The following is a 14,297-nucleotide window of genomic DNA, read 5'->3' on the forward strand; positions in this document are numbered from 1 at the left end:
CGTAATGGATGAAGCTTTTGAATAGCTAATTTACTTCGTTTTTTCCTCCTCACCGAGAATATTACGTCCAAACCATTTTTTACTAATCTTTTCATACGTACCATCTTTAATGATTTCATCTAAAGCTTTATTTACTTTCTCAACCATTTCTTTATCATCTTTACGAATAGCAATTCCCATTTCATCAAGATTTAATGGTTTTCCAGCTTCTTTTATATTTGATTTACCTTCTTTGATCATGCGTAAACCAACCATTTGATCAGTGATTACCGCATCAATACGTCCAGGCTCTAAATCCATAAGTGCAGTAATATCGCTATCGTATTCTGTAATTTGATCTGTATGTTTTGCAACAAGGTTTTTAAAGGTACTAGCTTTTACAACACCAACTTTCTTACCTTTCAAATCTTCTGGAGAAGAGATAAATGTATTCTTTTTAGCCACAAAAATTTGGGCGCCAGAACGGTAATAAGGATTGGAGAAATTAACAGCTTTTAAGCGTTCTTCTGTAATGGCCATACTGCCCAGTATTACATCATACTTTTTTGCTTTGAGACCTTGGATTAGCGTTTCCCATGGATTTGTAATAGGAGTGGGTTTCATATTCATTTTTTTCGCAAGTGCCTCACCTATTTCCACATCAAAACCGACAAGTTTTCCGTCATTTTCTTTATAGTTAAAAGGTTTATATAAGCCACTCATCGCATAACGAAATTCTTTTTCACCATTTGAAGAAGTAGTAGAGCTTTCCTTACTACATGCTCCTAGTATGAAAGATGTACATAATGTAATACTCGCAACAATGGTTAATAGTTTTCTTTTCATAAAACCCCTCCTATATATTGATCATACGGATGGCTTTAAGTATGTTATTGAAATATTGTATTTAGATGATTAGTTGTGCACCGTATGAATGTATTTCTTTTCGTTTGAAACAGAAGTTACACTATAAAACGTTGCGTAAAAATTGTTTTGCTCGTTCGTGGGATGGAGCTGAGAAGAATTGTGCTGGCGGAGCGTCTTCTACAATTTTTCCGTCATCCATAAAAATGACGCGATCAGCTACATCTCTTGCGAAATTCATTTCATGAGTAACAATAACCATGGTCATTCCTTCTTCAGCAAGTTCTTTCATAACTTGCAGTACTTCTCCAACAAGTTCAGGGTCTAAGGCTGAGGTAGGTTCATCAAATAGCATAATTTTAGGATTCATAGCAAGAGCTCGTGCTATGGCAATGCGCTGTTTTTGACCACCTGACAGGAGGTGGGGCGTTACATCTGCTTTATCTTGTAAGCCGACTTTTTGCAGAAGTTGATTTCCAATCTCTTTTGCATTTGCTGCTTCTAATTTTTTTACATGAATAGGTGCTTCTATGATGTTTTCTAGTGAGGTCATATGGGGAAAGAGGTTAAAATGCTGAAAAACCATACCGACATTTTCACGGACTTTGTTTAAATTTGAATGCTTTGGATCAATTTGTTCACCTTGTAAGTGAATTTCACCTTCATCGTACATTTCTAAAAAGTTAAGACAGCGAAGTAATGTACTTTTACCGGAACCACTGGCACCAATTAAAACAACAACTTCTTTTTCTTGTACTTCTAAATCAATTCCTTTTAAAACATCAAGTGAGCCAAATGATTTTACTAGATTTCGAACCTGAATCATACAAAACCCCCAGTCAAAAATATATTTTACAAATGTTGCCCCTTATTTCTGTTATTAGTCATAAATTGTCAGAATCCTTTATTTTTTTCGAGGAACAGTTCTTATATAAATAAATCTGAATGTATAATTTAAATAAAAAAACCACCTAAATTAGGTGGTCTTTTTATAAGTTTACAAGTTTTTAATTTTAAATTGAGTGGCAAACGTTTCTAATTCTTCAACAAGTTTTTGCATTTGAAGAGACATATTCGTAATATCCTGTATTGATACCGACTGGGCTTGTGAAGATTGGGATGTATAATTAGTTTCTGAAACTATATTTTGCGAGATTGAAGAAATATTAATAAGTGCGCTATTTATCTCTTCTGAGCTTGCTGACATTTCTTCTGCACTTGCTGTTATGTCTTGTATTTGATCTGTGATCTCATTAATATGATTCACAATGTTATGGAATGCTAATTTTGCATTTTGTACAGCATGAATACCTTCTTGAATTTCTTGTTGTCCTTTCCCCATAGTGTTGACTACATCTTTTGTATCATTTTGAACGAGTAAGTTAATTTTTGTAATATCTGTAGCTGCTTGTTTGGATTGTTCAGCAAGCTTACGAACCTCTTCAGAAACAACTGCAAATCCTTTTCCGTGTTCACCGGCGCGAGCAGATTCAATTGCAGCGTTTAAAGATAATAGATTTGTTTGCTCAGAAATGGAGGTAATAGTTTGTAATGCTTTATCAATATCTTGTGTTCGAACAACTAATTGATCTACAACTTTATATATTTCATCCATGACAGTATGGATAGTTGTCATTTGAGAAATGGATTTTTCAATGATTTCACTTCCGACATTCGCCTTATCAGAAGTAGAAATAGCTAAGTTTGAAATCGTTGTAGAAGATTCTGCTATACTTTGCACGCCATTTGCTATTTCATCCATTGCTGTAGAACTATCTTTAATATTTGCAGACTGATCATTAATATGGTGAGACAACTGTTTCATTGTACTTGCAATATTATCCATAGTAGAGGAGGAAATGGTTGCTGTTTTAACAATGTGGTTTGTAGAGCTTTTTACTTTTACACTTGTTTGAATCACATTGTTAATAATTTGCTGTAAATTTAATATCATTTGCTCAAAACTATTAAACATATGACCGAATTCATGATGATATTGTTTTGGCACCGTAATAGTTAAATCTCCTTTTCCAGCTGTATTCATGATGCTCCTTAATGAATTGATTGGATTAATAATAGATTTAGCAATAAATAACGAGATAAGAATGCAAAGAACTAAACATGCAATGAATAAAATAATTGTTACGCGTATCACTTGCTTATAAGAGTGTTCGCTGTCGGTATACAAACTTTCAGCTAACTTTTCATTATAGTCACTAAGGTTTTTTAAAGCACCTACTGTAGCCGATAAATTAGGGTCAACTGTAGTTAGGTAAAATGAATATGCCTGATTAATTTTATTCTCTTTAATAAGATCAAGCATTTGAGCCCGATGCTTGTTGTAGCTTTCTAATTTTTCTTTATATTGGTTGAGGAGCTTTTTTTCTTCTCCTGTTATATATGTATTTTCGTACTGAGATTGTAATTTTTCGGTTTCTTTATGTGTATGATTTAATTTATTTAAAATTGTAGTACGCCGATTTTCATCTTCAGTAATAATGAGTTCCTTTACATAACTAAACTCTTGGTACATGCTGCTCTCGATAGATCCTATCCATTTAATAGGTTGTAGACGATCCACATATACTGTTTGAAGCTGTGTGTGCATTTGTTGTAAGTTTATATAATTTACAACGCTAATAATTAATATGGAAAGAATCGGTATGGCTACTAACAATAATAATCTGTTTATAACATTTAAACGATATAAAATCTTTAACATAGAATCACCTAACCTTAAATTATTTAGTTGAATATGTAAATGGCATCCAAATAAAATTATACATTATTTTCATTTTATATCCAGAAAAAGTAATGTAATGAATATGTAAATAAAAAATTGAAATCTATATATCTTTCTATAAGGAAAATATGGATAATAATATATAGATAGTATGTATATTATTTATGGGGAGGAATGAGAAATGGAAAAGGAGAAGAAAACTTTTTCCTTTGGTCTACGTACACAACTTATGCTATTCACTACAGTTTTAGCTTTAATTACATATTCAACAAGTATATTTTTTATTTATGTGATATATGATTATTTTCAAAGTTATGTAAGTCAAACTGCATATAATATTATCGTTATGTTATTAGGGGTAGTATGGTCTGGAATTTTAGCATATGGAGCAGCGGTATTTTTAATTAAACCGCTCCGAAAGTTAGAGGAGGCGGCGAGAAAAGCGGCTGAAGGAGATATTCGTGAAGATGTTCCATTACCAAAGACTGATGATGAAATTAAATCTTTAAGTGTTGCATTTAATATGATGCTAGGGAACTTAAGGGGCATGGTAAAAAATATTGATACAACATTTTCGTATACAAACAATCAAGTACAGCAAATTAGAAAACAAACAGGCGAAGCAACGAAACAAGCACAAGGTGTTTCTGAAACACTTGCAGAGATTTCTTCTGGCGCTGAGCAATCTGCGGCATCCATTCAAGCAATTGTTTCTGCTGTTGATACAACAACTTCTATTGCAAGTGAAGTAGAAGAGAAAGCGAAACAGTCTGATGAGTTGTCTTCAGAAATGGTTCAAGCTTTAGGGAATAGTACTCGTGTCTTTACGTCTTTAATTCAAGGTATTCAAACATTGGCGAAAGAAAATGAAGATTCAATGCAAAATGTACAGAAGTTAGAGGAAAGAATGAAACAAGTAGAACATATTGTTTCTGTTGTGAGTGAGATTGCTAGCCAAACTAATTTATTAGCACTAAACGCTTCTATTGAGGCTGCTCGTGCAGGAGAGCATGGAAGAGGCTTTGCGGTTGTTGCGGAAGAAGTACGAAAACTTGCTGATGAAAGTGATCATTCTGCAAGAAACATATCGCAGTTATTACGAAATATGCAAGAGGAAGTACAACAAGTTGCAATGAAAATGACAGAACAAGTGAAAATAGCTAAAGAAGAGGCGAAACGTGGGGAGGCTACGGAATTAATTTTAAAAGAAATGTCATCAAGTGTTATGGAAGTAGCGGATGCAACGAAGCAAATTAGTGGTTATATGAATGAACAAGTGAGCCATATTCATCAAACAGGAGCACAAACAAAGGCCGTAGCAGCAATTGCTGAAGAAACGTCAGCTGGTTCACAAGAAGTAGCACGTGTGACGTTGCAACAATCTAAAAATATGATAGCAATCGATCAATTATTAAAGGATCTAGAGAAACAAGCAACAGAATTGAAACAAACAATTGAACGATTTTCAATGTAAAAGAGAAGAACAGAATACTGTTCTTCTTTTTTTACGTATGAAAAGGAGGGATACTTTGTTGAAATCGAAAAACATTGCAACGGTCATATATGGTTTTCACCTTACGTAATCTTTGAAAGTTACGGCCATAATAACTAGTTTGCCAATTTTTAATATCGATATCGGGCCAATTGACATAGTCACCTAGTGTATAAGAATCCAAGTTTTCTCGTAAATCTTTAACCCAGCGTATATTTCGGTTTTCTTCATCATCACATTTCCAGGAGGTAATGTATTCTTGTGCAATAATCGCTTTACGATGGAAATAAGCTGTTTCAGAAGATGGAATATTTTCAACAGCACCTACGAGCGATTGGTGCCAAATACTCGCATCTTTATTTGGAGCATGGGAAAGGAAGTGTTGCATGATTTGAATTCCTTTAAGGGGAATAGGTTTATATACATAGGAACCTGAGCGTTTGAAGTTTTCAGGGATATTACCACTATTAAAAAATTCAACAGCCTTTATATAAGGAACTTCATCTATAAAGAGAGAGGGGGTACCAGTTTCAAGAAGAGGAGATAATAAGGAATGGAGTTCCGAGGGAGAGCCAACAAACTCACCTTGTGCTTCAATTTTGTTCTGTTGCTTTGCGAATAACTCAATTGATGAAGTGAGACGTTCGTCTATATAAGGTGCCCAGTTTTGCCAAGCTTGAAATGCAGCGATAAAATCTTCCCATTCCCATGTAATGGAGAAGATTGATACATTTTTTATAGGATGCACTCGAAAAGTTAAAGAAGTAACAATGCCGAAGTTTCCACCGCCACCACCGCGGCATGCCCAAAACAAGTCATGGTTTTCATGTTCGTTTGCGCGAATGATTTTTGCTCCAAATTTACCACACGCTTGTACCATTTCAACTTCTACTAATTGATCACATGTTAATCCAAACAAGCGTGAAAGCATACCGATGCCACCGCCGAGTGCTAATCCAACAATTCCGACGCTTGCACTTGTACCAGCTGGTATTGTCACACCATAATTCCAAAGCTCTTTATAAACGGTGCCAAGATTTGCACCAGCTTCAATTGTTGCTGTTAATTTATCTGTATGAACAGTAATGCGATGCATTTCACTTACATCAATAATAAGACCTCTATTTAAAAGAGAAAAATTTTCATAGCTATGACGTCCACTTCTTAAGCGAAATGGTACATGGCGTTCGCGAGCCCATTTTAAGGCATTACACACATCATATTTATTTTGGCAAAAAACAATAATACAAGGGAGTTTTGGAATACTTAAATTTAAATTCATTCGGGCTACATCATAGTCAGGATCTGAAGGAACAACGATACGACCTGTTAATTTTGTTTGTTTCAATTTATCACTCCTTTCTAAAATAAGTAGTGCTTTTTATTAATATATGAAAAGCATATGTAACATGCGTGGACAAGAGTAGGTGAGGAATGAGATTTACTTTTGTGAGAAATAAATAAAGCATAAGAATAAGGAATCTACATAGAGTTCAATGAAAACAGTTGCAAACTATTCATATTTTGTTATGATAGTGTTACGAAAACGTTTGCATAAAATTCCGATGGGATGCAAAAGGAGAGAATGACTATGAATAAGACATGGTGGAAAGAAGCGGTTGCTTATCAAATTTATCCACGTAGCTTTATGGATTCAAATGGTGATGGTATTGGAGATTTACAAGGTATTATTGCGAAACTGGATTATTTAAAAGATTTAGGTATAGATGTAATTTGGATTTGTCCAATGTATAAGTCACCTAATGATGATAATGGTTATGACATTAGTGATTATCAAGATATCATGGATGAGTTTGGTACGATGGAAGACTTTGATGCTTTACTAGATGAAGTTCATAAGCGTGATATGAAGCTTATTATTGATTTAGTTATTAATCATACAAGTGATGAACATCCATGGTTTATTGAGTCTCGTTCATCTAAAGACAATCCGAAGCGTGATTGGTATATTTGGCATGATGGTAAAGATGGTGCGGAACCAAACAACTGGGAAAGTATTTTCAATGGTTCGGCATGGGAATATGATGAGGTAACAGGACAATATTATTTACACTTATTCTCGCGTAAACAACCAGATTTAAATTGGGAGAATAAAGAAGTTCGCGAAGTGTTATACGATACAGTTAATTGGTGGCTTGATAAAGGAATTGATGGTTTCCGCGTGGATGCAATCAGCCATATTAAAAAAGAAGATGGCTTCAAAGATATGCCAAATCCCAAAGAACTGAAGTATGTACCATCTTTTGATAAACATATGAATGTAGATGGTATTCAACCTTTATTAGAAGAGTTAAAAGAAAATACATTTTCTAAGTACGATATTATGACTGTTGGTGAAGCGAATGGAGTTAAGATTGAAGATGCTGAGCTTTGGGTTGGAGAAGAGCAAGGCAAGTTCAATATGGTATTCCAATTCGAACATTTAAGCTTATGGGATGCAGAAAAGAAGAAAGATCTTGATGTTGTAGGACTGAAAAAAGTATTAACGAAATGGCAAAAAGGGTTAGAAAATAAAGGATGGAATGCTTTATATATTGAGAATCATGATAAGCCACGTATCGTTTCAACTTGGGGAGATGATAAACAATATTGGCGTGAAAGTGCAACAGCTCTAGGAGCAATGTATTTCTTTATGCACGGTACACCGTTTATTTATCAAGGACAAGAAATTGGGATGACAAATGTTCGATTCCCAAATATTGAAGATTACGATGATGTAGCAATTAAAAATTTATATCGCGAAAAAATTGCAGAGGGCGTATCACATCAAGATATGATGGAAATTATATGGGCTTCTTGCCGCGATAATTCACGTACACCTATGCAGTGGAACGATGAGATGAATGCTGGCTTCACAACAGGTGCACCTTGGTTTGGTATGAATCCAAGCTATAAAGAAATTAATGTTGAAAAGCAAAAAAATGAAGAGAACTCTATTTTCAATTTCTATAAGAAAATGATTGCCTTGAAAAAAGAGCATGATGTACTGAATTACGGTACGTACGATTTACTTTTAGAAGATGATCTGCAAATTTATGCATATACTCGTACATTAAATGATGAAAAAATCATTGTAATTAGTAATATCTCAAAAGAGGAAGCTGTATATAATGAGGATTCATTCGCACTAGAACGCAAACGTTTGCTTTTAAATAACTACGAAGTTGCGGAACATGAACAAGTAACTACAATCATGTTAAAGCCTTATGAAACAAGGGTTTATCGCATTTCATAATAAAAAAGGATGCTCCTAGAGCATCTTTTTTTATGAAAAAAAATAAATTTCTATTGCAAAGTGAAAACGCTTTTATTAAAATAGATTTATGAAAACGGTTGCGTAAAGATAAAAATGAAGTAACATAAGGAATCGTTTTCACAATAGAAACAGAAATTATAATTTAAATTATTATGTTGTTATAAATAAAGGGGAGGAAGAACAGATGAAAATTACGTCTTTTGATTTTTGGCAAAAGTTCGGGAAAGCATTATTAGTTGTTGTAGCTGTAATGCCAGCAGCTGGTTTAATGATTTCTATAGGTAAGTTAATTGGGATGTCTGCTGGGGATATTAACGCAGTTCATACGATCGCTCGCGTAATGGAAGACATCGGTTGGGCAATTATTACAAATCTGCACATCTTATTCGCAGTAGCAATTGGGGGATCTTGGGCGAAAGACCGCGCAGGTGGTGCATTTGCAGCGCTATTAGCATTCGTCTTAACGAACAGAATTACAGGAGCTATATTTGGCGTAAACGCTGAAATGTTAGCGGATTCAAAAGCGAAAGTTTCTTCAGTATTAGCAGGGGATTTAATTGTAAAAGATTACTTTACTTCTGTACTTGGTGCACCAGCATTAAACATGGGAGTTTTCGTAGGGATTATCACAGGTTTCTTAGGAGCTACTTTATATAACAAGTATTATAACTATAACAAACTGCCACAGGCATTAGCATTCTTTAACGGAAAACGATTTGTACCATTCGTTGTAATTGTTTGGTCTACAGTCACTGCAATTGTATTATCACTTTTATGGCCATTCATCCAAAGTGGATTAAATGAATTTGGTCGCTGGATTGCAGCTTCAAAGGATAGTGCACCAATTGTTGCACCATTTGTATATGGAACATTAGAGCGTTTACTATTACCATTCGGTTTACATCATATGTTAACAATTCCGATGAACTACACAGAGCTAGGCGGAACATATACGATGTTAACTGGCTCAAAAATTGGACAAGTTGTAGCAGGACAAGATCCTTTATGGCTTGCATGGATTACAGATTTAAATAACTTATTAGCAAATGGAGATACAAAAGCATATAACGATCTATTAAATAATGTTGTACCAGCCCGATTCAAAGCTGGACAAGTTATCGGTTCATCAGCAGCGTTAATGGGTATTGCATTCGCAATGTTCCGTAATGTTGATAAAGAAAAACGTGCAAAATATAAACCAATGTTCTTATCAGCAGCGTTAGCAGTATTCTTAACAGGTGTAACAGAACCAATTGAATTCATGTTCATGTTTATTGCTCCAGTATTATATGTTGTATATGCAATTACAACAGGACTTGCATTCGCATTAGCGGATTTAATTAACTTACGTGTTCACGCATTTGGATTTATTGAATTAATTACTCGTACACCGATGATGGTTAATGCGGGACTAACTAGAGATTTAATCAATTTCGTTATCGTTTCATTAGTGTTCTTCGGTCTGAACTTTACATTATTCAATTTCTTAATTAAAAAGTTCAATTTACCAACACCAGGGCGTGCAGGTAACTATATTGATAATGAAGATGAGTCATCAGAGGGAACAGGAAATGTACAAGATGGTTCATTAGCAACAAAAGTTATTGATTTATTAGGTGGAAAAGAAAATATTGCTGACGTAGATGCTTGTATGACTCGTTTACGTGTAACAGTAAAAAATTTAGATGTTGTTGCACCAGAAGCGCAGTGGAAACAAAATGGTGCTTTAGGACTTATCGTAAAAGACAAAGGTGTGCAAGCAGTATATGGTCCGAAAGCTGACGTATTAAAGTCAGACATTCAAGATATGTTAGGTGCGTAATAATATGAAATTGCTAACTTTAAACTGTCACTCTTGGCAAGAAGAAAATCAAATAGAAAAGATAAAATATCTTGCTAAAGTCATTCAAGAAGAAGAGTATGATGTCATCGCATTACAAGAAGTAAGTCAGTCGATAGGGGCTGAAAATGTATGCGGTAACAAGAAAGAAGATAATTTTGGACTTTTACTATTAGAAGAGTTAAAAGCGTTACATGTAAAAGATTACAATATTACTTGGGATTTCTCTCATATTGGTTATGATGTGTATGAAGAAGGATTAGCGATTGTAACGAAACATAATGTTATAAAAGAAGATACATTCTTTATTTCAGAAAAGAAGGATACAACGTATTGGAAAACACGCAAAATTGTAAGTGCAACAATTGCCTATAATGGTAAGAACATCACGTTTTATTCTTGCCACCTCGGTTGGTGGAATGATGAAGAAGAATCATTTAAAGGTCAAGTTAATCGTTTAATGGAGCGTATAGATAGAAATGAACTATCCTTCTTAATGGGTGATTTTAATAATAACGCCCGTTTGCAAGGTGAGGGTTATGAATATATGATGCAAAAAGGTTTGTATGACACATATGAACTAGCAATAGAGAAGGATGAAGGAACAACTGTCCAAGGGGAGATTGCTGGTTGGGATGAAAATAAACATAATCTACGAATCGATTTAATATTGTGTAACCAAAGTGAAAAAGTTCGTTCTTCAAAGGTCATTTTTAATGGTACAAACCGAAATGTAATTTCAGATCATTTCGGTGTAGAAGTACAAGTAGATATATAATAGAAGAAATCCTCACAGATGATGAAAAGCTGTGAGGATTTTTTTGAGGAATACAAGTATTTCCAAGAGAAAATACTTGTATTTTTTATGACATTTCCTATATATTTGTTATTATTGAATGTAAAACCGATTTGGTCATTTTGTATTCATACTTTGACTGACTTCGTTATATAATGTAGTAAGTCAAAGTTAATGGGAAAAAATAGTTCGTTTTTGGTTAATCCACGATGTAGAAAGTGATATAATTGCAAAATGTATGTATCATTTTCTAAAGAAGGAAAAATATATAATTAGGTGATAACTTCTATGAAACAAATTTGGCGTATTTATAAGACAGATTTACGGAATGTAGCTAAACATTGGGCTGCAATTGTTATTGTTTTAGGGTTAATGATTTTACCATCCTTATATGCATGGTTTAACATTAAAGCTTCTTGGGATCCGTACGGAAATACAAAAGAGGTTCCCATTGCAGTTTCTAACCAAGATGCAGGCTCTAATTTAAGAGGGAAAGATATTAATATTGGTGACGAGATTGTAGATTCTCTTAAGAAAAACAAAAATCTTGGTTGGAAATTTGTAGATGAAAAGCAGGCAATTTACGGAGTTGAACGCGGGGATTACTATGCTAGCATTACAATTCCAAAAGACTTCTCTAAAAAGATTGCAACTGTTCTGGATGAAAATCCACAGAAGCCGGAACTGGATTACTATGTAAACGAAAAAGTAAATGCGATTGCACCAAAAATTACAGCAAAAGGTGCATCGGGTATTACAGAAGAAATTAGTAAAAACTTTGTTAAAACAGCAAACGGTGAGATTTTTAAAATCTTCAATGACCTTGGAATCGATTTAGAAACAAACTTACCAAGTATCGAGAAAGTAAAAGATCTTGTATTTAAGTTAGAAGCGCAGTTCCCAGAAATGAATACATTGATGGATAAGGCGTTAGATGATGCGACTCGAGCAGAAGATGTTGTGAAAGTGGCGCAGAAAGAGTTGCCGGTTGTAGAAAGTGTTATTAATGATGGGCAGGATACACTTAAGAGTTTAGATGCATTCTTTGCGAGAAATGATGGAACATTGAATCGTGCTCCGGGCACTATTAAGAATAATCTAATTGCAATGCAAACAGGTTTGAATGGTGCGGCGGCGATTACGGATTTCTTAAAAAATCCATCTGTTGATTTCAATCTGGCACTTCCAGATCCGGCTACATTCCCGGTGTTGCCTGATATAACTATTCCACAGATACCAGAACTACCGCAGGTGAATGGTCAATTGTATAAAGATATTGCTAAAAATATTGATCAAACTGTAAATAATGTATTCGGCTCAATACGTGTTGGAACAACTTATGCACAAGGAGTTATAAACGGGTTACAAAATGGTAATTTTGACCCGGAAAAAGCGAAACAAGATCTTAATAAGGTTTCTGAGAATCTTCAAGGTCGTGTGGATAGTGTTTCATATTTAATTGATGTCTTTACTAAATTTAAAGAATCTGCACCAACTGATTCTGGAAAAGACTTCTTCCAAAAACGAATAGATAAATTAACGAATCTTAAATCGGCTATAGACAATGCAAATGGTGGCGTTAAAGATATCGCTAATATTATAGGTACAGGGCAAGAAGTGAAACAAGATTTAAGAGATGCTACTAATAAAAAGTTAGATGCAATAAATAATTTGGTAAACCAAGCGGAGGCAGATTATAATGCAACGTTCGTAGCAGATTTTGAAAAAGCGGTAAGTACAGCTGAACAATTAAAAGATAAAGCTGGAAATGCGCAACAGAATTTAAATCAAGAAATAAACAAAACTAATGAGATATTAGACAATGGTAGAGAAAAATATGATAAGGCTGTAAATGATTACAGCAGATTAAAAACGGAGCTTGGAAAAGCGAGAGAAGACTTAAATAATAAAGGTGTCAACGGACTAGATTCGACAAAAGTAGCTTTAAATGATTTAAATGGCCAGTTCAAAGCGGGGCGAAATTTAGTTAATGATATGATTCCCGTTATGGAAAATGCGAATAAAGTTTTAGCAGATGTAAATAGTGATAAGAACATGAACAACATGATTTCTAAATTGAATAAAGTAAAAGATGGTTTTCAAAAAGGAATCGATTTAACTGATAAAGGAATTGACGCTATTAATAAAGGTCAAAAACCAGCGGCAGATGTTATTGAGAGTATTAATGAAGTATCTAAAAATGTTTCGGGTCAAATAGGTGACATCTTAGCTAAATATGATTCAGAAATCGTTCCAAACTTTAATGAAGCAATTGCTCGTACAAAAGAGATGTCTAAAAACACATCTCAAATTTTAAAAGAAGCAGACAAAAAGCTTCCAGATGTTAAAAAGTTACTAGAAGATTCATCAAAAGGCTTAGTAGATGGTAAAAAGAAATTAGCAGATATTAAAGCTGAAATGCCGGAGACTGAGAAAAAGATTAAAGAATTAGCAAATAAAATTCGTGATTTTGAATCTGAAGAGGATTTAAAAGATATCATACGCTTATTGAAAAATGATGTTGAAAAGCAAAGTGATTACTTTGCGAATCCAGTCAATTTAAAAGAGAATAAGTTATTTGCGATGCCGAACTACGGTTCAGCAATGTCACCATTCTATACAGTGCTTGCATTATGGGTAGGCGCATTATTAATGGTTTCATTATTAACAGTAGAAGTACATGAAGAGGGCGCGAATTATAAGAGCCATGAAATTTACTTCGGACGTTTATTAACATTCTTAACGATAGGTCTTTCACAGGCGTTTATTGTATCGATGGGAGATATATTCTTACTCGGTACGTACGTAGTCGATAAGTTCTGGTTTGTGTTATTTAGTTTATTTATTGGCGGAGTCTTCGTTTGTATCGTATACTCACTCGTTTCTATTTTCGGAAACGTTGGGAAATCGATGGCGATCATTTTACTTGTACTGCAAGTAGCAGGGTCGGGCGGAACATTCCCAATTCAAATGACACCAGCGTTCTTCCAAGCAATTTATCCATTCTTACCGTTCACATACGCAATTAGTGCAATTCGTGAAACAGTAGGCGGAATGCTTTGGGATATCGTAACGCGAGATTTACTTGTGTTAAGTGCTTTCGTAGTAGTTATGATTGTTGCTGCGTTATTATTGAAAACACCAATTAACAAATCGAGTGAAAAATTCGTTGAGAATGCAAAAGGAAGTAAAATCATTCACTAAAATAAAAGGTTCCTACCGATAGAGGTAGGAACCTTTTTGTTTAATCAAATTTTAATTTTTTTAATGCTTCTGTTTGGTCACTCTTAAACGAGTTATGTCAAT

8 protein-coding genes and 2 pseudogenes are annotated in these 14,297 nt (G+C 34.3%); 6 read left to right on the forward strand and 4 right to left on the reverse strand.

From position 1 onward, the window contains the following. Positions 1-30: 30 nt before the first annotated feature. The 3 genes from Q9B79_RS22860 to Q9B79_RS22870 all read right to left on the reverse strand — a co-directional run bounded on the left by Q9B79_RS22860 (position 31) and on the right by Q9B79_RS22870 (position 3,565). Positions 31-825, reverse strand: a complete 795-nt coding sequence (locus tag Q9B79_RS22860; RefSeq protein WP_306187908.1) for an ABC transporter substrate-binding protein — start codon at positions 823-825, stop codon at positions 31-33. 121 nt (positions 826-946) lie between these two features. Then, on the reverse strand, positions 947-1,669 hold the full coding sequence (locus Q9B79_RS22865; RefSeq protein WP_306187910.1) for an amino acid ABC transporter ATP-binding protein: 723 nt from the start codon (positions 1,667-1,669) through the stop codon (positions 947-949). Between the two features lie 171 nt (positions 1,670-1,840). Further along, positions 1,841-3,565 (reverse strand): methyl-accepting chemotaxis protein, encoded by a 1,725-nt coding sequence (locus Q9B79_RS22870; RefSeq protein ID WP_306187912.1) that lies wholly within the window; start codon positions 3,563-3,565, stop codon positions 1,841-1,843. A 367-nt stretch (positions 3,566-3,932) separates the two neighbouring features. On the opposite strand from Q9B79_RS22870, the pseudogene Q9B79_RS27105 reads away from it, so the two are divergent. Further along, positions 3,933-4,118 (forward strand): annotated as a pseudogene (locus Q9B79_RS27105) (HAMP domain-containing protein); the annotation flags it as partial. A 369-nt stretch (positions 4,119-4,487) separates the two neighbouring features. Next, positions 4,488-5,060: pseudogene (locus Q9B79_RS27110) on the forward strand (methyl-accepting chemotaxis protein); the annotation flags it as partial. 31 nt (positions 5,061-5,091) lie between these two features. On the opposite strand, the gene Q9B79_RS22880 reads toward Q9B79_RS27110, so the two are convergent. Next, positions 5,092-6,426, reverse strand: a complete 1,335-nt coding sequence (locus tag Q9B79_RS22880; protein WP_306187916.1) for an FAD-binding oxidoreductase — start codon at positions 6,424-6,426, stop codon at positions 5,092-5,094. 243 nt (positions 6,427-6,669) lie between these two features. On the opposite strand from Q9B79_RS22880, the gene Q9B79_RS22885 reads away from it, so the two are divergent. The 4 genes from Q9B79_RS22885 (at position 6,670) to Q9B79_RS22900 (ending at position 14,195) form a co-directional block, all read left to right on the forward strand. Then, on the forward strand, positions 6,670-8,334 hold the full coding sequence (locus tag Q9B79_RS22885) for a glycoside hydrolase family 13 protein (protein WP_208735219.1): 1,665 nt from the start codon (positions 6,670-6,672) through the stop codon (positions 8,332-8,334). A 205-nt stretch (positions 8,335-8,539) separates the two neighbouring features. Further along, a complete protein-coding gene (locus Q9B79_RS22890; protein WP_208735218.1) occupies positions 8,540-10,177 on the forward strand; it encodes a PTS transporter subunit IIBC in 1,638 nt (545 codons plus the stop codon). Between the two features lie 4 nt (positions 10,178-10,181). Beyond that, on the forward strand, positions 10,182-10,973 hold the full coding sequence (locus tag Q9B79_RS22895; protein WP_306187920.1) for an endonuclease/exonuclease/phosphatase family protein: 792 nt from the start codon (positions 10,182-10,184) through the stop codon (positions 10,971-10,973). Positions 10,974-11,279: 306 nt separating this feature from the next. Then, the gene (locus tag Q9B79_RS22900) at positions 11,280-14,195 is read left to right on the forward strand and encodes a YhgE/Pip domain-containing protein (protein WP_306187922.1); all 2,916 of its coding nucleotides are present in this window, start codon (positions 11,280-11,282) and stop codon (positions 14,193-14,195) included. The last annotated feature ends 102 nt before the right edge of the window (positions 14,196-14,297 follow it).

The sequence above is a fragment of the Bacillus sp. MHSD_36 genome (assembly GCF_030757775.1).
In the GTDB taxonomy this organism is placed as follows: Bacteria; Bacillota; Bacilli; order Bacillales; family Bacillaceae_G; genus Bacillus_A.

Excerpts from the sequence above, each read along its gene's own strand:
- Q9B79_RS22865 (WP_306187910.1), bottom strand. The coding sequence starts at position 1,669 with ATGATTCAGGTTCGAAATCTAGTAAAATCATTTGGCTCACTTGATGTT.
- Q9B79_RS22860 (WP_306187908.1), bottom strand. The coding sequence starts at position 825 with ATGAAAAGAAAACTATTAACCATTGTTGCGAGTATTACATTATGTACA.
- Q9B79_RS22900 (WP_306187922.1), top strand. The coding sequence starts at position 11,280 with ATGAAACAAATTTGGCGTATTTATAAGACAGATTTACGGAATGTAGCT.
- Q9B79_RS22895 (WP_306187920.1), top strand. The coding sequence starts at position 10,182 with ATGAAATTGCTAACTTTAAACTGTCACTCTTGGCAAGAAGAAAATCAA.
- Q9B79_RS22885 (WP_208735219.1), top strand. The coding sequence starts at position 6,670 with ATGAATAAGACATGGTGGAAAGAAGCGGTTGCTTATCAAATTTATCCA.
- Q9B79_RS22870 (WP_306187912.1), bottom strand. The coding sequence starts at position 3,565 with ATGTTAAAGATTTTATATCGTTTAAATGTTATAAACAGATTATTATTG.
- Q9B79_RS22890 (WP_208735218.1), top strand. The coding sequence starts at position 8,540 with ATGAAAATTACGTCTTTTGATTTTTGGCAAAAGTTCGGGAAAGCATTA.